This window comes from Methylocystis bryophila (assembly GCF_027925445.1).
GTDB lineage: Bacteria > Pseudomonadota > Alphaproteobacteria > Rhizobiales > Beijerinckiaceae > Methylocystis > Methylocystis bryophila.
In genome coordinates this window covers 3,745,631-3,766,387 of record NZ_AP027149.1, presented here as the reverse complement: position 1 = coordinate 3,766,387, position 20,757 = coordinate 3,745,631, and the positions used below count along the sequence as shown (strand labels likewise).

Genomic DNA, 20,757 nt, shown 5'->3' with positions numbered 1-20,757 from the left:
CGAGGCCGGACGCCTTGATGTATCTTGATGTAGAGATAATATATCTTGATGTCAAGATAGGTGCCAAAATGGATAGAGCGACAAAAGCGGCCGAGCAATGGGCGCGTGAACGACCGGATCTCGACACCGGCCCGATGGTGCTGCTGGGGCGGTTGGGCGAGGCAGCCCTGGTGATCACTCGGGACCGGCTCAACCCAGTGTTTGCGGCCTTTGGCCTGCAACCGGGAGAGTTTGACGTGCTCGCAACATTGCGTCGGAGCGGCGTCCCCCATGCCTTGACCCCGACCGATCTCTATGAAGCGGCGATGATCTCATCGGGGAGCATGACCAACCGGATCGATCGGCTGGAGAAAGCTGGATTAGTGGAGAGACGCCCGAACCCGGCCGATAGGCGAGGCACGCTCGTTGCGCTGACAGCCGAAGGCTTGACCCTTATCGAGCGCGCGTTGGAAGCGCATGTTGCGAACCAGCACGCCATCGTGAAGGGCTTGAGTGAGGAAGAAGAGAATCAGCTTTCTGCATTGCTCGCCAAATTGATCGAATTGCAGAGGCTATGCCCCGAGACGCCGAAATCGTGATGGGCTGCTGCCGCGCGTCAACTGAACTTTCCTATCGCCTTGGCGGAGGCTATGCCCCTGAACGTATGGAAGTGGGGATTTGCTCCTGTCTCGCGGCAATAGCGGACAAAATCATCCGCGCTGACATCTATCAACACAACTTCCCATCCGCTCCTCTGCCTGTTGGCGATCTCCCTGGCTAGGAGACGAAGCCATTTTTCATAAGAGTCGGCGCGATTCGATTTACCCGTCCGGTTCAATCCCCGAACGCAAATGCCTTGATGTTCGTCTCGCGGAATCGCGCGGCCGGATAGACGCCGAGTATCTCGACCTCGCGCGAGAAGAAGCGAAGCTCCTCCAGCGCCCTCGAGAGCGCCGGCTCTTCCGGATGCCCTTCGACGTCCGCGAGAAAGCGCGTCGCCGCGAATTCCCCGTCGACCATGTAGCTTTCGATCTTCGTCATGTTGACGCCGTTCGTCGCGAAGCCTCCGAGCGTCTTGTAGAGCGCCGCCGGAACGTTGCGCACGCGGAAGATGAAGGTCGTGATCGTCTGCCCCTCTCCCACGGGCGGCCATTGCGGCGTCTTGGAGAGCACGATGAAGCGCGTCGTGTTGTGCTCCTCGTCCTCGACATCCTCGCCGAGCACGTCCAACCCATAGATCTCGGCGGCGAGCCAGGGCGCCAGCGCGGCCTTGGTCGAATCGCCCCACTCGGACACCTCTCGCGCGGCGCCCGCCGTGTCGCCCGCCGTATGCGCGATCAGCTGAAGCTCCTCGACGATCTTGCGGCATTGACCGAGCGCGTGAACATGGCTGTAGACGCTCTTCAGGCCCTCGCGCGTCGCGCCCTTCGGCGCCATCAATTGAAAATGAACGGGAAGAAAATATTCGGCGACGATGTGCAGTCCTGAGTGCGGCAGGAAATGATGGATGTCCGCCACGCGGCCGGCGATCGAGTTCTCGATCGGGATCATGGCGAGCGACGCTTCGCCGCTGGAGACGGCCGCGAAGGCGTCCTCGAAGCTCGCGCAGGGCAGGGGCGCGAGATGGGGATAGGCCTCGCGACAGGCGATGTCGGAGTTCGCTCCGGGTTCTCCTTGATAGGCGATCTTGTCGCTCACGATTTATCTCCGCTGTCGATGGCCGCCGCGCGCAGGGCGCCGAGATCATCGAGGGTATCGACCGAGACGGGGGCCTTGTCCAGCAGCGCGGCGTCGATGCGCATGCCGTCCTCGAGCGCTCGGAGTTGCTCCAGTCCTTCGCGCGCCTCTAACGTCGAGACCGGAAGCGAGACATATCGTTGGAGCGCTCCTCGGCGAAAGGCGTAGACTCCGAGATGACGATAGGTCGGCCCCTCGCCAAAGGGAACGCGCGCCCTCGAAAAATAATGCGCGCGCAATCGTTGCGGCGCGACGAGCGTGCCGACGATCTTGGGCGCGTCGGGTGACGTCTCTTCTTCTGGGGAAGCGAGAGTCGCAAGCGTGCCGATATCGACGCGAGCGTCTTCGAGCAGCGATAGCGAAGCAGCAAGCGCGCCCGACGGCAGAAAAGGCAGGTCGCCCTGCAGATTGACGATCGCCTCATATCGACCGTCTGGATCGATCGCAGCGAGCGCTTCGCCGAGACGATCGGATCCGCAAGCATGCTCGCGGCGCGTCAGCGTCGCGCCGACGCCGAAGGCGCGAGCGATCGCTGCGATCTCCTCCGAATCGGTCGCGACATGCACGGGCCCGAGCCCCGCCTCGAGACCGCGCTCGACGACATGCGCGATCAACGGCTTCCCAGCGATGGGGAGAAGCGCTTTGTTCGGCACGCGTTTGGACGCGAGCCGCGCCGGGATGAGGACGATCGCTCTCAAGTGGGAAGACGACGCCGTAGCTTGGCGCTTAATAGGTTTGGCCGTCTTCGCCGATCCATCCGCCTTTTTCCGTCCCGGAGAAGTGCAGCATGCCCTCGCTTCTTAGAATTTCGTTTTTCGGGAAGCTCCGATTCGAGGCGATGCCGAGGGCCGCGCAGGGACCGCGCTCTTTCTCGTCCGCGCATTGGGCTTCGTAGCCCTCGGGAAACTGGACCTCCGCCTCGTATTGATATTCGTAGACGTCGGCGTTGCCGATGTGGGCGCCGCGTCCGCTGGTCTTCTTGAAGGAGACGAGCTTCGCCGGCACCTTCGCCCGCTCGAGCAGATTTCGCAGCACCTTGGCGCCCGCCGCGTCTCCCGGCTCGCCACCGCTACAGGCCGAAAGACACGCCGTCGCAACGACGATTAACGGTAATGCAAAGCGAGCGTTCATTCGATCTCCTCCGCGCGACTCACGACCGCGCCTCTTGCCCTTGCCCAAGCTCCTGCTCGAGACCCGGAAGACCGCGCTATAAACCCGAAAAGCCCCAGTTTCGAGGGGGTGATGATTTTCATAACGGAGAGTTGCATTTTCATGCAACGGATGTATTCTGACTTTCAGCCAAACGGCAGACGCCGACGGCGTTTAAGGGCGAGAGAGAACTTGAACGTCCGTCGCATCTAGACAGAATATTCGAATACCCTACGGAGTGCTCAGGTCCGCCGCATCTCCTGGGTCCGTGGGGTTGGCCGGCTGGCGTGGGTTGGAGTGGCCTCCTTGAAGCCCGCGCTGGCCGGCCGCCTAAACAAGGTGCGGCGGTTCCCCCAAATCATCACGACACAGTGAGCGAAAGCTTGAGCAAGAGTGAAAGCTCGAGCGAGCGCGTGATTGCGCATGCGCCATGGCGCGCGGCGAATCAAAACGCCGCGACGGCGAAGTGTGGAAATCAAACGTGATATTTTGAAATCAATGGGGCGCTGCAATTAACGCAGCATTGAGGCTCATCGCGGCTTCGAGGTGGCCGCTGCGGCCGCTCTGCTCCGCTCGCGATGACGCCGCATAAGCTGGCCGCGCCGGCCGGCTTAGCGTCCGGCCGCTCACTTGATCTTGGTTTCCTTGAACTCGACGTGCTTCTTCACGACGGGATCATATTTCTTGAACGCGAATTTCTCCGTCTTGGTGCGCGCGTTCTTCTTCGTCACGTAGAAAAAGCCCGTGTCGGCGGTCGACAGAAGCTTGATCTTGATCATTGCGGCCTTGGCCATGGGCTTGTTCCGTCTCGAGAAAAAGAGAAATCGGGCTCGCCGACGCGGGAGGCGCCAGCGAAGCTCCGAATTGGCGCGCACCATAGGCGGGCGCGGGATTTTGTCAAGCGAGCGGTGGTCGGGCCAGGGCAATCGGCTGATGCCGCCCGCTCGCGAGTCCGCCTCTTGAGGAGGCTCCGCGGGAGCCGTCTCGAAGGATGAGGGCGGGGATTCAACCGTTCGCTCGATAGCCCAGTGGTCGGGCTAAGAAGGGGCGAACTCGAAGCTGCGCAGAGAAAATGCTCTGGCTTTCGTGAACAGCGTCGACGCGCCGCTAACGGCGTTGTCCGCCAGGAGCGGGTTTTGGATTAACTTCATCAAAGTTTTATCTGATCTTAATCATTCTGACCGCGGCCTCCACTAGTTTCTCGCCGCACGCATTTTCCTGGGAGTGTTCCATGAATAAAATTAACATCTTCGCGCTCGGCGCAACCGGCATATTGCTGGCCGCCACGCCGGCGCAAGCCTCCTGCACGCTCGGCGACGGCGTCAAGCGCATCATCCAAATCCAGTTCGACAATGTTCACCTGCGTCGCGACAATCCGAACGTGCCGTCGGATCTCGAGCTGATGCCCAATCTGCTCAATTTCTTACAAAACAATGGTGTGGTCAGCGGCAATCATTATACGCCGCTGATCTCGCATACGGCCGGCGACATCCTCGCGACGCTCACGGGCCTCTATCACGACCGCTTGGGCATGCCGGTCTCGAACTCCTATCGCGTGTTCGACGCCGCGGGGCATCCGAGCGCGGGCCAGCCTTCTTTCGTCTATTGGACCGCGACAAACGCGCTCGACGGCGGCAAGCCGGTGCTGATCAATGAGAACGGCAAGACGGCGCCGGCGCCTTGGGTTCCCTTCACGCGCGCGGGCTGCGACGTGGGCGCCTTCTCGATCGCCGATCTGGAGTTCGAGACGCTGCCGAGCGACGTCACCACGGTCTTCGGCGCCGGCTCTCCCCAGGACGTCGCGGTGCGGGCGCAGCTCGCCTCGAGCAGCGCGGCGACGCGTCAGCTCGCCAGCACCAATTGGCTCGGCGTCGCGATTCACTGCGCCCAGGGCAGCGCCCTCTGCCAGAGCGGCGGCGCCGACAATTTGCCGGATGAAGCCGGCGGCTATACGGGCTTCAAGGCGCTCTATGGCGACATCAACGCGCGGCCGGCGATCTCGCCCTCAGGCCCCATCAAGGACCTGGACGGCAATGTCATCGCCGACAGCTTCGGCCAGCCGGGCTTCCCGAACGGCTTCAATCCGACGGCGACGCAGTCCCTCGGCTATATCGCGACGATGCTGGAAGCCGGCGTTCCGGTGGTTTTCGGCTATATCGCCGACGCGCACGACAATCGCAGCGGCGCCGGAACCTTCGGTCCGGGCGAAGCGGCTCATGTCGCGCAGCTGAAGCAGTATGACGCCGCTTGGGGCAAGTTCTTCGCTCGCCTCGCCGCGGACGGGATCACGCCCGACAACTCGATCTTCATTATCACCGCGGACGAGAATGACCACTTCGTCGGCGGCGCGCCGTCGCCGGGCAATTGCGACGGCGTCAATGTTGCTTGCACTTACCCGCAGACCGCCAACCCGGCGCTCGGCCTGACGAACCGCAGCGTCGGCGAGCTCACCACGAACCTCGATTCGCTGCTCGATTCCGAGCGCGGTAATGCGACGCCGTTCTTCGTCCATTCGGATGACGCGCCGCCGCTCTATATCGACGGCAATCCGCAGCCGACGGACGCGGTGACGCGCAAGCTCGAGCTCGACCTCGCGGCCTTGGTCTGGAACAATCCCTTGCCGGGCAAGAATGATCACCTCGACACGCTTGCGCCCTATCTGGCCGACCGCGCCGAGATGAAGCTGCTGCATATGGTGACGTCGAGCCCGGCGCGCACGCCGAGCTTCGTCATGTTCGGCAATCCGGACTACTTCTTCCAAACGACGGGCGGCTTCGTGAGCGGCGGCGTGTTGCAGCCGAACGCGCCAAAAAGCGACTGCGCTACGGTTCCGACTCATTGCGTCTTCCAGAACGACGGCAAAAACCCACCCGGACCCGCCGGCTTCGCTTGGAATCACGGCGACGTGCAGAAGGAGATCACCCGCACTTGGTTCGGCATGGCGGGTCCCGGCGTGAAGCGGCTCGGTCGCTATGACGGCGTGTTCTCCGATCACACGGACCTTCGTCCGACCCTGCTTACGCTTGTTGGTCTCGTTGACGATTACGTGCAGGATGGACGCGTGCTGGTCGAACTGCTCCAATCCGGCGCGCTGCCATACTCTGTTGCGTCCGACGATGGGGAGCAGGAGGGGGGCGCCGGCTTCGTCGCTTTGGCGCGCGTCTATAAGCAGCTCAATGCGCCGCTCGGTTCGGTCGGCCGCAACAGTCTGCTCGCCGCGACTCGCGCGATCAAGGGTGAAGACGCCGGCTATGCGCGTTATCTCGGGAAGATCGACGAGATAACGACCGAGCGCGACCAAGTGGCGTCCGAGATCAAATCCGCGCTCAACGCCGCCGCCTTCAGCCACAAGCCGATCTCCCAGGGATACGCCGAGCGATTGATCCGGCGCGCCCGGCAGCTGATCGAGCGCGTCGGGGATCTGGCGGAACGCTGAATCTCGCTTGCAGAAGCCTGTCCGCGCCAGGCGGCGCGGGCGGGTCTCTCCGATTCGAGCCATTTCGCTTGCGGCTCTCGGAGAAGACGCCATTCTTCTTGCGATCCGGAGAAGGCGGCCGATCTCGCCGCCGCGCTTTTCAGCGCCGCTCAGCGCGGCTAAAAGACGGCCTCGCAAGAGGCCCAAAATGACCAAAGACACCGCCGTTTCTCCGCAAGCCGCAAAAGCCCAGGCGCGGCTTCCACGCGGACTTTCAGACCGCGCCCAGGCGGAGCTTGCCGCCACGCGACGCATGTTGGAGGCCATTCGCGAGGTCTATGAGCTCTATGGTTTCGAGGCGCTGGAGACGCCCGCCATCGAATATGCCGACGCGCTCGGCAAGTTCCTGCCGGATCAGGACCGCCCCAATGAGGGCGTCTTCTCCTTCCAGGACGACGACGAGCAATGGCTGTCGCTGCGCTACGATCTCACCGCGCCGCTCGCTCGCTTCGTCGCGCAAAATTACGACTCCTTGCCCAAGCCTTACCGCTCCTACCGCGTCGGCCATGTGTTCCGAAACGAGAAGCCGGGACCGGGGCGCTTTCGCCAGTTCATGCAGTTCGACGCCGACACGGTGGGCTCCGCCTCGCCCGCCGCCGATGCGGAGCTCGCCATGATGGCGTCCGACACGCTGGAGCGGCTCGGGATCGAGCGCGGCGGCTATGTGATCAAGATCAACAGCCGCAAGGTGCTCGACGGCGTGATGGAGGTTGTCGGGATCGGCGGTCCCGAGAGCGCGGGGCGGCGGCTCGCCGTCTTGCGCGCGATCGACAAGCTCGACCGGCTCGGCCCTGAAGGCGTGAAGCTCTTGCTCGGTCCCGGCCGCAAGGATGAGAGCGGCGATTTCACGAAAGGCGCGGGGCTCGACGCGGCGGCGATCGACACGCTTCTCTCCTTCAGCTGCGGCGGGCAATACGCCGATGGCAAGGCCAGCGTCGATCTCTTCGGCCTGCTCGGCAAGAGCGACGTGGGCGCGCAGGGCGCCGAGGAGCTGTTGGAGATCGAAGATTTGGTGCGCGACGCGGGCTATGGCGCCGATCGCATCCGGATCGACCCCTCCGTCGTGCGCGGGCTCGAATATTATACGGGTCCCGTCTTCGAGGCCGAGCTCACGTTCGAGACCAAGGACGAGAAGGGCAATCCCGTGCGCTTCGGCTCGGTCGGCGGCGGCGGTCGCTACGACGGGCTCGTCGGGCGCTTTCGCAACGAGGACACGCCGGCCACGGGTTTTTCGATCGGCGTGTCGCGGCTCTTCGCGGCGCTTCAGGCCGTTCGCAGCCCCGTCGTGGCCGAGCCCGCGCGGCGAGGGCCAGTCGTCGTGCTTGTGCTCGACCGCGACCGGATCGCGGATTATCAGCGCATGGTCGCGCAATTGCGCCGAGAAGGCGTCGCCGCCGAGCTTTACCTGGGCGCGGCCGGCATGAAGGCGCAGATGAAATACGCCGACAAGCGCGACGCCCCGCTCGTCGTGATCCAGGGCTCGGACGAGAAGGCGAGGGGAGAGATTCAGCTCAAGGATCTGGAAGCCGGAGCGCGGGCTGCGGCCTCCATCTCGACCAATGAGGAATGGAAGGCGCAACGCCCCGCCCAGGTCTCGGCGCCGGAAGCCGAGCTCGTCGAGCGCGTGCGGCAGATGCTTTCGGGCGGAGCCGCGCAGTAAGGGCAAAGAGGCCGCTTCTCACGGCGCCGCGAACCTGCAGCTCCCTCACCCTGAGGCCCCGCGAAGCGGGCGTCTCGAAGGGTGGGCAGCGGCGAGATCTCGCCGGAATCGGGGAGCCTCATCCTTCGAGACGCGCCCTGCGGGCGCTCCTCTGGATGAGGATTGGAAAGTCGTTGCCCCAGGGGCCATAGGAGGCCGCCAAAATGGATCACGCCGCAACTTCGACCGCCGTCGTCTTTCTCCTGATTTTCCTAGCCATCGCAGCGCTGGCGCTCGTCATCGGCAGCTTCTTCACCGTGCGGACGGCGGAAGCCGCAGTCATCGCGCGTTTCGGCAAATTCCTGCGCATCGCCGAGGCGGGTCTCAACTGGAAATGGCCGCTCATTGACGCCGTCGTTGGGCGCGTGAGCCTGCGCGTCAATCAGATCGCGTTGACGATGGAGACGAAGACAAAAGACAATGTCTTCGTGACCATTCCGATCTCAGTGCAAAATCGGGTGAGGCCTGCGAGCGTCTACGACGCCTATTATCGGCTCTCCAATCCGGACGCGCAGATCAAATCCTATGTCGAGCAGGTGATCTTGGGCCATGTGCCCGGCATGACGCTCGACGAAGTCTTCGCCAGCCAGTCGAGCATCGCGCTTGCGGTGAAGAAGGAGCTCGACGCCGACATGGCGGGCTTCGGCTATGAGATCGTCAATGTGCTCGTCACCGACATCGTGCCGGACGCCAAGGTCAAATCGGCGATGAACGACATCAACGCGGCGCAGCGCGAGCAGGTCGCAGCCGCCGCGCGCGGCGAGGCGGAGAAGGTGCTTGTCGTCAAAAAGGCCGAGGCGGAGGCCGAGAGCAAGGCCTTGCAGGGCCAGGGCATCGCCAATCAGCGCAAGGCGATTATCGAGGGCTTGCAAAGCTCGATCGAGGAGTTTCAGAAGGTCGTCGGCACGACGTCGACGCTCGAGGTGATGCAGCTCGTGCTGATCACGCAATATTTCGACACGCTGAAGAGCATCGGCGAGAGCGACAAGACCAACACGCTCTTCCTGTCGCATTCGCCGGGAGCGGTGAAGGAGATTTCCGAGCAGCTCATGCAATCGATGCTCGCCGCGGAGAAGGCGAAATAGGCGAGCCCGCGGAACGGTCGCGTCAGGCGGGCCACCGCCAGCGCCAGGACTCCGGCACCGGACCGCCTTGCGTGTCGATCGGATCGACCGTCAATCCGGGAAGCAATAGCGCTTGACGCACGATCTCGGGAATCATGACCGAGGCGACCGCGCGGCCGAGGCATTCATGCAGACCGAGGCCGAAGTGGAAGCTGTTAGTTATGCCGCGTTTCGGATCGAAATCCTCGGGATTGACGAAGGCGCTTTCGTCGAACATCGCCGAATGCGTCAGCGCGAACACCGTTTCCCCCGTCTCGAACTGTTGCTCATATTCCAAGCCTCGTCCGAGCACCGTGGGCGCCGTGACAGTGCGGAAGAAGTAGGGGAAGGCCGGCCGGAAACGCAGGGCTTCAAAAGCGTAACCGTCGAAGGCTGTCGGATCCGAGGCGCCCGCGGCCGCGCGCGCGCGCTCCAGCAGCTCCGGTCTGCCGAGGAAAAACTCGATCACATTGCACACCGCATGCGACGTCGTTTCGACCGCGCCGATCAATAGGCCGCCGATGTTGCGGATCAGCCGCTCGGGCGGGAAATTGTTGAGCCCTCCGGAACGGGCGAGCAGGATGAGGCGCGAGACGGGATCCTCCAGCTTCACGCCGGCAGCAAGCTCGGCGCTGCGCTTTTGGACGAGGCTGGTCATATATTTTCCGAGCGCAACGGCGCCGGCCTGGCTGTTGGCTATAATTTGCGCCGAATTGGGATTTGCGTCGAAGGGTTGGTTCCAGAAGGAGTCCATCTGACTCCAGTAGGACCATGCGCAGAGATCGTCGGCATCGCTGTCCACGTAGCCGAACCACTCTTGCACGAGCGCGATCGGCGTAGCGCGCGTCAGCCCCTTCACGGCGTCGAAGTCGCCTTTGCCCGAGGCCAGCAGGCTCTTCGCCTTGTCGGCGACGAAAGCGCGGATTCTCGGAACTTCCTCGAAGTCGAGCACACAGCGCATGATCGATTTTTCGCGCCAGTGTTGCGCGGTGTCGTCCTGCGCCATGAAGTAATCGCCTTGCTTGGGCTGATAGAGCGCAACGCTGAAGAGATCATGACGCCGCAGAATTTCATCGCAGTCGACGAAGCGAGACGCGAGCGTGAGCTCGGGAAAGCGCAACAGCGGCTCGTGTTCGCGCAGCTCCTCGTAAAAGCCGAGCTCCTCCGCCATGATCCATCGCCGCGCTTGTGGCCAACGTTCTTCGGGTTTCAGCTTGCCAAGGGCGTCGAGGTAATTTTCCATGGGTCGTTTCCTTCTTCCGATGAAATGAACGGGGCGGCGATGCGCGCCGCGGTGAGAAAGCGTCTCCTTTGCGTTGCACGCGTCTCGTGTCACCAAAATTGTCTGAGCCGCCGCGCCTGCAGCCAACGATCGAAAGCGACATCGGCGCAGCCAGTGGTGGGGCTGGTTTCATATGGCTTCCCTCAGCCATCGTCTCCGCGCCCGTCGAGACCGGCGCGCGAAGAGCGAGAGCCTCAAAGCGTTTTCAAATACTCGAGCAGCGCCTTCTTCTCGTCCGCAGAAAGCGTCGTCCCGAACGGATGTCCGCAGCGGCTGTCGCCCGAGTCGCGCTCGGAGCAGTCGGTCGTCTGCAGCGTAAAGTCGAACTTCGTCTGATCCTCTGCCAGCCCGACGTTGTCGATGTCGTAACGGGGACCGACCTTGAACGCCTTCACACGCTCCGCGGCGGGCTTCAGAAGCTCGGTGAGCGTCGGCACGGAGGCGTTGTGCAGATAGGGGGCCGCCGCCCAAATGCCCTGCAGCACGCGCGACTCATATTTGAATTCCGGCGCCGGGGCGCTCGCCCTCTCGGCTGTCCCTTCTGCAGGGAACGCGCCTTTCAACGCCTCGGTCATTCTCTGCGCCTCGGCGATCCGTGGCGGCGGCCCATCTGGTTGGCTCAACAATCTATCAATCTCATCGCGCTTTTGCGGCGTCACGAAGATCGGGACGAAATGCTGCCAAACCGCGCCTTTGCCGGCTACGCTGAGCACGTGGACGGCGGCGTCCACCGGCTTGAGCGGTGGCGTGTGGTAGGGCGAGGCCGTGTCGGGGATCCATGCGCCCTCGAGCGCGCCTGTTTTCGCGGGGCGGGCCAAGCCTCTGTACTCGCGTGAGTCCGTACCGACGTCCTGCACGGGCGTCGCCCAAGTGTCTGAATTGAACATGCGCTTCGCGCCAGGACGTATCCCGTGACACTCGACACAGCCGCCACTCGCGGTCGGTCGGTTGAAGATCGCCTCGCCCGCGCTCGCGAGCGCAGGGTCGAGTGGCCAGTCGCGAGGCCATTTCGGCGGACCGATGAGCTGAATGTCTCGTTCGAGCGCGAGCAGTCCTTCGTATTGCGCGGTCGAATCCTTATTGAGGTCAAAACCCAGCAGATGCGAAGGATCTTTCTGGGGATGCACGATCCCGAACACGCCGTAGACCTCGCCGAGATTGCGGGCGAGCCCCAGCAACCAATCGCCATTGTCCGAGAAGCCAGGCCATTGCGTCTTGTCTTGCAGGGCGGCGTTCCAGAGGAAGGGGGGCCGCACGGGCGCATCGGCGGTCTGGAGGTTGTCCTCAATCAGGAAGCTCGGCTCCGGGCCGATGTCGAGACCCGTGAGCCGATTCAGGATCATTCCCACAGCGTCGATACGTCCAGGTCCCCATAGCCTGTCCTTGGGCAAGCCGCGATCGGCAATGGCGTGCTCGCGCTTTTGCCAGGCCTGCACCTGTTCGCGCAGCGCCTTTTCTTTCTCTGGAATCTTGCCCCCGCCGAGCACGGCGCTGGCGAACTCCTCGAAGGTCGCGTCATCCGACAGAAGCTTGCCGACAGCCTTGTCGAGATCGCGCCAAAACGAGCCGAGATCGGCAATCGCCGGGCCGCCGTCGATGCGATAGGACTTGCCGTGAACCTCGATCTGCCGTGTGTGACAGGCCGCGCAGGTGATGCCGAGCATGTCAGCCCCATCCTGCGAGATGACGACCCAGCCGACGGGGAGGCCGGGAGGCGAGCTTTCCGGATTTGGCAGATAGCCGTAGCGATCGAGGCTTTCAGCCATGAAAGGCTTGCCGTCCGCCTGCTTCAAGGCGCTGATCCAGGCCCAAGGGATCAGGCGGGAGCCTTGATCTCGCGCATAAAAATCCCTTTGCGCGACCGTGGTCCAATTCGGACCTTGGTCAATCTTTTCCGCCGCGCGGCTCAGCGGGGCGCTCGCAAAAAGGGCAAGCGCCGCCGCCGCGACGCTCAACGCTCGCAATCCACGTGTGCAGCGCATATTCTCCTCCATAATTTCTTTAACGACGACGCCGCTTGCCCAGGCAGCCGCGCTGTAGCGGCCGGTTAACGTGCCGCACTAGGTTCTGCTGATAAACCCTGCGTTGAAGTGAAGCTCCTCCTATCTCCCGTCTCTGGCAAGGCCGCTCGAATCGGAATTCGTTGACGCGCGCGTCAAGAATTCACGCCAGCTCTCGCGCCGCCATGTCGACTGGCGCCTGCGCGCCGCCTCGGCCGTCCGCGGCTGCGAGGATGACGTCCGCGGCCTTTTCGGCGATCATGAAAACCGAGCTGACGATGAAATATCCGGGTATGCGCGGAAAGATCGAAGCGTCGACGACGCGCAGATTTTCCAGTCCATGCACGCGGAAGCTGCTATCCACGACGCCCGCCTCGGCCAAGGGCTTCATGGCGCAGGTGCCGCAGGCGTGGTGTCCCCATGCGTTGTCACGGACGAACTGACGCAGTTGCTCGCTGGTGTAGAGGCCACGACCCGGTATCGTCTCCTCCTTGACGAGATGCTGCAGGGAGTCCGACACATTTCTGACGAGGCGAATGCCCTCGACGATTGCGTCGAGATCGTCCTCGCCGCCGGCGCTCTCAAAATATCGGAAATCGATGTCCGGCCGCTCCAGCGGATCCTTCGATCGCAAGCGCAAAACGCCGGCGTTGTTTCGCGTGTAGGCTTTCAGAATGATCCAGGTGAGGAAATTCAGTTTCTTGATCTCCTCCGAGTATTTCGGGAAATAGCCGTGGAAATCGGCGAGCAGCCCGAAACAGAAGAGGTCGGCTTGATCGGCCGCCTTGCGCGAGGGAAAGACGAGCGAGATGAGCGCGCCGTTCGAGGCGTAAGGTCCAAAGCCGAAGCGCTTCCAAAGGCGATAGGGCGCGTCGCCGACTTCATAGCTGACGTCGTGCAGCATCTCCCACGGCTTCTTCATTTCTGAAACCACGGCGATCTCGTAGCGATCCTGCAAATTGAGGCCCACGCCCGGAAGATCGTGGAGGGGCTTCACGCCCTTCTGCTTGAGATGCTTCGCCTCGCCGACGCCTGACAGCATCAGCAACTGGGGGGAGTTGAACGCGCCGCCGGACAGGATCACCTCGCAGCGCGCATTGACCTGCTTCTCTTTTCCTCCGACGCCGCGGGGTTGTGCTGCGGCCTGATAAAGATGCGAACCCTCGACGTAACGCACGCCAACCGCGCGTTTGGACCTCGGATCGATTTCGACGCGCGTCGCGAGCGCGTTGACGCGAATGGTGAGACAGTCGGGGCGACGTTCGCGCATATCGAGAAGAAACTCGCGCGGGCCGCGCCGAACGTGCCGGGCCGTCGAGAGCGGCGGCAAGACGAGGCCCCAGGCGCGATCGTTGATCAGCCGCTCGTCGTTGGGATCCGCCTCGCCCAACAGGAACCATCCCCATCGTTCGGCCGCTTTGGGCAGCAGCGCCGCCGCCGCGAGAACAGCATCTTTGAGCGCTTGCTTCAGCCGCCAGTCACGGAGAATGCGCAGCGGCGTCGCCCGCTGCGTCGTCAGCCATCCGTCGAAGCCGTGACCTGTCGGGTTCCACCCGGTCAGGCGCGCGAGCCAGCGCCAGAGCGGATTGCCGTATCGACAATCCTCGATACGGCGGAAATACTTCTGCATGTTGGACGCTTTCCAGGAAGCGTCCCCTGTAATGTTGGCGATATGATTCCAGTCGGCGTTCGACGGACGCACGACGATCATCGCATTATGGCCGGCGCAGCCCCCGAGTCCGCTGGCGCGCGGATAGAGCACGCCGTCCACGCGTTCGCCTTCATAGACGTCGTAATATTTCTTGTCCTGACGCTGCTGCTCGGCGCTCGCATAATGGCGAACCCAAAAATTCCACCGGAAGGACGGATTTTCGGCGGCGAAGGGGTGGAAGGCCGGCGTGCGGTAATCATCGGGCGCCGAGCGCGCCAGCGGGTCCGCGGGCGTGAACGCAGACTCCTCATCGACCGGGTCGTCGCCGGCCTCGAGCAGCAGCACCTGTCGCCCCGCTTCGGCGAGGCGCGCCGCGACCACGCAGCCTGCCGCGCCGCCCCCGACCACGATGTAATCGAATGTCTCGATTTCGGTCATAGCGTCATCAGAAGTGCTTGATGTATTCGATCAGGGCCTCCTTGTCGGCGGCCGGCAGATCGGCGCCGAAGTAGTGGCCGCGGTTGACCACGTAATCCGGGCACTTGCTGATGCCGATGAGCGTGTCGAGCAGCCCCGTTTCGCGCACGACCCGCTCGGCGCGCACTTGCGTTCCCGGATCGGCGAGCTCTTCGGCCGAGCAGGCGCCGCCAAACTGCGAGAAGGCGCTGATGATCGTCGGCGCCGCGCGCGCGAGCTTCCACACATGCCCAAGCATGTCCGTCTCGTCATTGTCGGGTAGGAGCTTGGTGTTGGTCAGAGCGTTGATCGGGAAGTCTTTCGGCAAGGGGCCCAGCGCCACGGCGCCGTCGGGCTGGAAAACCCAGGGCGCGGCCCAGTGCAGCAGGCCCGCAGCGCTGCGCGCCAGCGCCGGGGTGTACTCCTTCGGCGCCCGGATGCAGGTCGGCGCGGTGGTGCGATACATGTAGCCCGGAGCCGCGGTCGTGGGGTCCCTGCGGCGGCGTTCGGGATAAAGAAGCTCGTGGATCGAGCGGTCGAACTGACGCAGCCGGTTCTCGACGCAAGGCATGTCCGGGTTGTCGGGGTCCGCGCTCGGACAATGATCCACCGTCTTATAGGGATCAGCCCTATAGGGCTCCGTCTCCTTGCGAGAAGCCTCGCCGCCCAAGCGATAGGCGTGGCTCTTTGGCTCTTCGAGTCCGAGCGAATTATTCGAGAGAAACGGCGCCGTCGACCAGACGCTGACGAGCGACGCGGGACGGAAATAGCCGCGACCATTGCCCAAGGGCTGGAAAGACGACGGCGCTCCAGAAACGGGGTGGTTGATGGTCACCGGTTTCACGGGCGGCAACGTCTTATACGTGTCCGAGGAGAAGTCGTTCCAGACGTCGTCCTTGAGCGCGTTGCTCGCGAGAGGACCGCAAGCGTTCACCTGAACGAGGTCGAGCGGGATGCGGCGCTCGGTCGAGAGATAGTTTCCGTCGAGGAAATCCTTGCCGTCGGGGCCAGGCTCCAGCACGCGCTTCACCATCTCCCGCTTGAACTCCGGGCTCTGCGCCCATTGCCAATAGCGATCCCAGCATTGCCGGTATTCAGGGCCGGCGCCGCCGCCTGCGCAAATGCCGTCGTCGATGCCCGAATTGGCGGGCGCAGGGGGGATCTTGCTGGAGTGACAGGCGGCGCAGTTCTCAGCGAAGACCAGCTTGCCGCGCTTGACGATCTCGGAATCGTAAGGCTGCAGATAAGAAGCGCCATTGGGCGCGTCCTTCAGCTTGTCCGCGCGTCCGGTGGTCAGGAAGAACACCGCCATGTCGGGCGTCATGTCTTCCGTCGCGCCCCAATAGGCCGAGTTGCGCTCGGCGTCGGAGATTTTGATCGGCGTGATCTTCCGGCCGCCGACGAAGGGGTTGAAATGCAGCAGCCATTCCTCGCTGAAGAGGCCGATGTTCAGATAAACGCGATTGAAGGCGCCGAGCGCGCCGACGGCGTCCGAGCCGTCCTTCAGCACGCGCATCGTATGCACCTCGCCTGAGCGCGGGTCCCAGAAGGACCCGAGCGCCGACGTGAGCGCGTAGTCGCCAAACTGCTTGTTGTCGAGCTCGCCGCCGGCGAGCTTCTCCTTGCCCCAACGCTCGGCGAGCACGAGACGATCCAAGGTGTTGTAGACCGCGTTCATCGTGCGCGGGTTGTTCATATAGTCACTCGAAACCAGAGAGGTGTCCAGCGCGCCGGGCGGGCTGGTGTGGAACAATTGGTAAAGAAAATTGCCTTCGTTGGGCGTGGGAGCGCCATCTTTGCCGCGAGGACGCGTGTCCCAGAAGAAGATGCGGTCGACCCAATAATATTGCGCCCCGGGATTGGAGGTCAGGTTTTCCCAGGCGGGGTTCTCCGGATCCGTCGGCGGATTGATGGGGTTCGGTCCGACATGGCAGAAAGCGCAGGACATGCCGACGCGATAGGGCCGCACGAGGTTCGGATCATTGTAGTAGCTCGGATCGTTGTAATAGCGATCGGCGTCCCAGCGCGCCTGTGCCGCCTCGTCGAAGTCGGGATTGGGAAAGAGCCGCAGGCCGACAATGCCGCTCGGCTCGCCATAATAGGAGCCAACGGGCTGCGTCTGCCCGCGGGAGCCGACCTTGACGCCGGGATACTTCTTCGCATCCGCGAAAGGGTCCGCCGGACAGGACGGATCGCGGCGATCGAGCCACAGGCCGTAGCGCGACGGATCGGGCGCATCCGCTTCGCTGTAGCAAGGCTCGTTGACGAGGCCGAGATAGGCCCACCGATTATGCCGGCCGTAATATTGGGACTTGTGCGAAGACAAGATCTTCAGCAGGTCGAAGACGCCCAAGAGGTTCCGCGCCGCGTAGTCCCAGAACCGATCATTGCCGCCGGTCCACACGATCCAGCCGTTCTGACCGCGGATCGCGCTCTTGCGAACCTCTTCCGGCGTCAGCTTGGCGATCGAGGCGATCTGCTGGATCTCGGGCGGATAGCTGTTCGCGTCCGAGGGCTTGACCAGCAGGCCCTTGTCCATCTTCGCGAAATATTCGTCGTCGGCGGCGGGAAAGTTCTTGCGCGTCAAACCCGCGCGCATGGCTTCGTCCTTCACGGTTCCGAACTCGGACCAGCGAGGCGCGACGAGAGCGAAATACGCCCAGGTCAAGAGCGCGATAACCACGAGGCCGAGCAGCGCGAGTATCGCCAGCGTCCAGCGGAAAATACGAAAAACTTTCGATGAAACCATCGTCATCAGAGACTCTCCAGCGGCCGTGCGCGTCACAGCGTCTTCAGGTAGGCGAGCAGGTTTTCCTTATCCTCATTGGAAAGGTCGACGCCGTAGGCATGGCCTTCGTTGCCGTTGCCGGGCGTGGAGGTCTCGTATCGCCACCCGACTCGCTCCGCCTCCGCGCCTTGGCTCACGAAGCCGCCGTTCTTCGCGTCGACGAGATCGTAGCCGCGGTAGAACACCGAGGGGCGTTGCTTCGGGGGATTTAAAAGCTCGCGCAGGCTCGGCACCGAGCCATTGTGCAGATAGGGCCCGCGCAACCAAAGGCCGGTCAGTTCATTCGTCAGATAGCCGTTGATTTTCTGAAACGCCTTGAACCCCCAATTATAGCCCGCCTCGTAATGATTGTAGCGATCCGCCGCTTCGGCGGTCCACATGTCGATGCGATGGCGGTCGGTGCCGATTTCACCGGCGGGAATCACGGTGCGATATCGCGCGCCCGTGGGCTCGTGGCAGTCGGCGCAGAGACTGCGATAGAGCACGCGGCCCGCTTCCACCTGCGCCGTCTCCACGCGGAAAGGATCGGCCGGGTTCAGCGTCGTGCTGAACGGCGACGGCGGTGGCTGGTTCAGGCGGATGAAATCATCGATCCGCGCCAGATTCTCCTTCGTGTCGGCATAGGCGTTGGAGACCAGCCCGTCGCCGATGGCGCCCGCAAGCGCGGTCTCCTCCAGCGAGGTGCTGAGGCCGTCCCAATGCAACGCGTAGCCGGAGCCCTCCTTCAGAGCCGACAAATTCCACAGCGGCATCATGTCGGAATTGCCGATCGTGTGGTCGTCCGCCAGCTTCAGATTATAGAATTTCACGGGATTGAACGGATCGATCCGGCCCGCGCCCCAGTTCGGGCGCGAGTCCATCCAGGCGTAACGTTTGGCCTGATCGTTGAGCGCCGACTTCGTGAATGGGACAAGCACGTAGCGGTACAGCGCGCGCTCCCAAAGCGGCATGTCGTAGATCGCTGTGATCTCGTTCAAGAAATTATCGGCGGTGAAGCGCGGGTCCGCTCCGGAGCGCATCAAGAAGCGCAGAAAACCCTGCGGATCGACGGCGCCGCCGCTTCCGCCCACAACCAGCTTCGAGGGCTCGTCAGGGTGAAGCCGATAGGTGCTCTGGTGACAGAAGGCGCAGTTCGCGGAGACTCGCGGAATGACTCCGATGGTCTTCTTCGAGAAGCCGACCGGCAACTCCTCGCCAGGCTCCCAAAACAATCCGAGCGAGCAATAGCCGTCCTGGCGGCCCGGCAAATGTTCCGGAAACATCTGCGGCAAGACGCGCCAGATCCAATAGGGAAGACCTTGCGACGTCTCATTGCCGATGGAGCCGTGATTGAACAATCGCGCCGGATCGGCAGTCCAAGGCTGCGCGATCGGCCGCAGGAAGATCAGATAGCCGGCGATCGTGATCGTCAGCAGCAGCACGAGCGCGCCGGCGAGCAGCTTTGGCAGCAGGAGCGTCTTCATGTCCGCTCTCCGCTAAGGGCCTCACGACTCTCCCGCTCACGGATCTTGATCAGGCAAATCAGCGTCGTCAAACCGATGAATCCGTCAATGAGCGTGACGAGGAGAAATCCAGGCGGCTGATTGAACAGGAACACCGCAACGGCGAAGAACGTGGCCCCGAAAGTGCGCGACGGGAACACGCCGAGCCATGCGTAGGTCCTGTAGCGCGCGAAGTCGATCGCCGTCGGAACATAGAAGACGGAGATGATCGCGAGGAGCATCCCGCCCACTCGCGCCCAGATCGTCTGCGACAGCGGCTGAAGGTGAAAGAAGGCGATCATCTGCTCCGGAAAGAAGAACAGCGGGATGATCAGGGTCAGGTTCAAGGCGATTCCGATCCAGATCAGGAGGGAATAGCGCGCGATCCACACGGTGGACGAATCATAAAGAGCGTTGTTTTTCATAGCGTTTTCATATACTCCACGAGCGCGTCTTTATCTGAGGGCAAGAGTTCGGTGCCATAGTAGGCCCCCTCGTGCCCCGCGTTCGAATTGCCGGAAAGGGACGTGTCATAACGAAAGAGCTCGGCGCCGGCTTCGGCGTCGCTGCGATAGCCGACCTTCTTCACGTCGAAGAGGTCCGAGCCGCGATACCAGACGGTCGGCCGGTTCTTTGCGGGCTCGAGAAGGTCGCGCAAGGTCGGCACCGAGCCGTTGTGCAGATAGGGGGAGCGGGCCCAAATGCCGTCCAGCGGCTGATTGGCGTATCCGCCCGTCTTGCGGAAATGAGAGAACCGCCAAGGGTATCCCGCGTAGAGCAGGTTCTGCGATCCGGAAAAATCCGTCGTGTAGGAGGCCCAGCGGCCGCGATCGGTCGCGATGTCGTCGAGCCTCGTCACCTCGCCCAGCGCAGGAAAGCGATGACGGTCGTAGCTGTACTGCTGCGATCCCTTGTCACGCATCCCGTGGCAGGAGGCGCAGTATTCCGCATAAAGGACCTGCCCACGCTCCACGGCGGCGAGATTGATCGCCGAGCGGTCCGGAAATTCCGGCGGCGTGAGATCCCATGTCCATTGCTTGACGCGCGCGATGGATTTGCGATCCACGGTCACAGGCGTGACTCCGGCGCCGAGCGCCGCGCTCAGATTGCGTTCGTCGACGGAGCTGTTGTTGCCGTCCCAATGCAGAAACAAACCCTCGCGCGGGCGTTGGCGCCAAATGGAGGGGTAGTCGGACGACCCGTTGAGCTCCTCATTCGTGATGTGGCGCTCGTCCAGGCTCTGGCCGAATTGAATGGCTTTGTATGGATTGAAGGTGTCGACGCGGCCCGGCCCCCAATCGTTCTGCCGGTTGAGGAAGCTGAGCTTCTTTCCCAGCTCTTGCAGCGCATCGCGCACGCGCGGATAGACAATGTGACGATAAATGGCTTCTTCGACAAAATTCAAACGCCCGCCGACCTCCGGGCTATTGATGGCGGCAATCAGCGAGTCGGCGGTAAAGCCGGGATCAGCGCCGACGCCTAAAAGAAATTTGCTGAATTCCTGCAAGCGCAAATTGTTGGCGGGAGCGCCATAGAGATATTTTGGAGGGTCCGCCGCCGCCAATCGGTAGGTGCCGACGTGACAGACCGCGCAATTCAGCCACGCGCGCTCTACGCCCTGCACGACCCGCCGCGAGAAGCCGATCGGCAGCTCCGCATTCGGCGTCTCGTAGAGCAGTCCGAACTTTCTGTAGCCGCCGGGTCCAAGCTCATTCTTGTACATGACTGGCAAGGCCCGAAGCACCAGTGTCGGCACGCCATTGGCGACCTCGCTGCCGATCGAGCCGTGCTTGAAGTGATCGACGTCGTTCTCATACGCGATCACATATTGGTTGACGAAAACGAGGTAGTAGACGCCGAGCAGCGCCAGTGCGGCGATGACGAGCCAGCGAACCAGACGCTTCTTCGCCAGCCGGCTTTCGACCGGTGTTGGTGGATCGTAATCCATGCCGAGAAG

The 20,757-nt window shown here is 62.8% G+C and carries 15 protein-coding genes; 4 read left to right on the top strand and 11 right to left on the bottom strand.

Annotation, left to right across the window (positions count from 1 at the left end):
- Nucleotides 1-68: 68 nt before the first annotated feature.
- Nucleotides 69-578 (top strand): MarR family winged helix-turn-helix transcriptional regulator, encoded by a 510-nt coding sequence (locus QMG80_RS17365; RefSeq protein WP_085770326.1) that lies wholly within the window; start codon nt 69-71, stop codon nt 576-578.
- 235 nt (nt 579-813) lie between these two features.
- Here QMG80_RS17365 and QMG80_RS17360 read toward each other — a convergent pair whose 3' ends face one another.
- The 4 genes from QMG80_RS17360 to rpmG all read right to left on the bottom strand — a co-directional run bounded on the left by QMG80_RS17360 (nt 814) and on the right by rpmG (nt 3,659).
- Nucleotides 814-1,677, bottom strand: a complete 864-nt coding sequence (locus QMG80_RS17360) for a prephenate dehydratase (RefSeq protein ID WP_085770325.1) — start codon at nt 1,675-1,677, stop codon at nt 814-816.
- Complete coding sequence (locus tag QMG80_RS17355; RefSeq protein WP_102938051.1) at nt 1,674-2,414, bottom strand: 3-deoxy-manno-octulosonate cytidylyltransferase; 741 nt, start codon at nt 2,412-2,414, stop codon at nt 1,674-1,676. The genes QMG80_RS17360 and QMG80_RS17355 overlap by 4 nt, the downstream gene beginning before the upstream one ends.
- Before the next feature lie 28 nt (nt 2,415-2,442).
- Entirely contained in the window at nt 2,443-2,847 is a 405-nt protein-coding gene (locus QMG80_RS17350) for a hypothetical protein (protein ID WP_085770323.1), read from the bottom strand.
- 644 nt (nt 2,848-3,491) lie between these two features.
- A complete protein-coding gene (gene rpmG / locus QMG80_RS17345) occupies nt 3,492-3,659 on the bottom strand; it encodes a 50S ribosomal protein L33 (protein WP_085773465.1) in 168 nt (55 codons plus the stop codon).
- 437 nt (nt 3,660-4,096) lie between these two features.
- Between rpmG and QMG80_RS17340 the strand changes: the two genes are divergently transcribed.
- The 3 genes from QMG80_RS17340 (at nt 4,097) to QMG80_RS17330 (ending at nt 9,124) form a co-directional block, all read left to right on the top strand.
- A complete protein-coding gene (locus tag QMG80_RS17340; RefSeq protein WP_085770322.1) occupies nt 4,097-6,301 on the top strand; it encodes a hypothetical protein in 2,205 nt (734 codons plus the stop codon).
- 187 nt (nt 6,302-6,488) lie between these two features.
- Nucleotides 6,489-8,000, top strand: coding sequence for a histidine--tRNA ligase (gene hisS, locus QMG80_RS17335; protein WP_085773464.1), 1,512 nt, complete (start codon nt 6,489-6,491; stop codon nt 7,998-8,000).
- 203 nt (nt 8,001-8,203) lie between these two features.
- Nucleotides 8,204-9,124: an SPFH domain-containing protein gene (locus tag QMG80_RS17330; protein ID WP_085770321.1), complete on the top strand. Its 921-nt coding sequence runs from the start codon at nt 8,204-8,206 to the stop codon at nt 9,122-9,124.
- 22 nt (nt 9,125-9,146) lie between these two features.
- Here QMG80_RS17330 and QMG80_RS17325 read toward each other — a convergent pair whose 3' ends face one another.
- The 7 genes from QMG80_RS17325 to QMG80_RS17295 form a co-directional block, all read right to left on the bottom strand.
- The gene (locus tag QMG80_RS17325; RefSeq protein ID WP_085770320.1) at nt 9,147-10,385 is read right to left on the bottom strand and encodes a cytochrome P450; all 1,239 of its coding nucleotides are present in this window, start codon (nt 10,383-10,385) and stop codon (nt 9,147-9,149) included.
- A gap of 233 nt (nt 10,386-10,618) precedes the next feature.
- Nucleotides 10,619-12,406, bottom strand: coding sequence for a di-heme-cytochrome C peroxidase (locus tag QMG80_RS17320; protein ID WP_085773463.1), 1,788 nt, complete (start codon nt 12,404-12,406; stop codon nt 10,619-10,621).
- A gap of 181 nt (nt 12,407-12,587) precedes the next feature.
- The gene (locus QMG80_RS17315; protein WP_085770319.1) at nt 12,588-14,513 is read right to left on the bottom strand and encodes a GMC family oxidoreductase; all 1,926 of its coding nucleotides are present in this window, start codon (nt 14,511-14,513) and stop codon (nt 12,588-12,590) included.
- A gap of 7 nt (nt 14,514-14,520) precedes the next feature.
- Entirely contained in the window at nt 14,521-17,286 is a 2,766-nt protein-coding gene (locus tag QMG80_RS17310) for a hypothetical protein (protein ID WP_085770318.1), read from the bottom strand.
- A 26-nt stretch (nt 17,287-17,312) separates the two neighbouring features.
- A complete protein-coding gene (locus QMG80_RS17305) occupies nt 17,313-18,782 on the bottom strand; it encodes a c-type cytochrome (protein WP_085770317.1) in 1,470 nt (489 codons plus the stop codon).
- Entirely contained in the window at nt 18,779-19,225 is a 447-nt protein-coding gene (locus tag QMG80_RS17300) for a hypothetical protein (protein WP_199769024.1), read from the bottom strand. The genes QMG80_RS17305 and QMG80_RS17300 overlap by 4 nt, the downstream gene beginning before the upstream one ends.
- Complete coding sequence (locus tag QMG80_RS17295) at nt 19,222-20,748, bottom strand: c-type cytochrome (protein ID WP_085770316.1); 1,527 nt, start codon at nt 20,746-20,748, stop codon at nt 19,222-19,224. Before QMG80_RS17295 ends, QMG80_RS17300 begins: the two co-directional genes overlap by 4 nt.
- Nucleotides 20,749-20,757 lie beyond the last annotated feature (9 nt).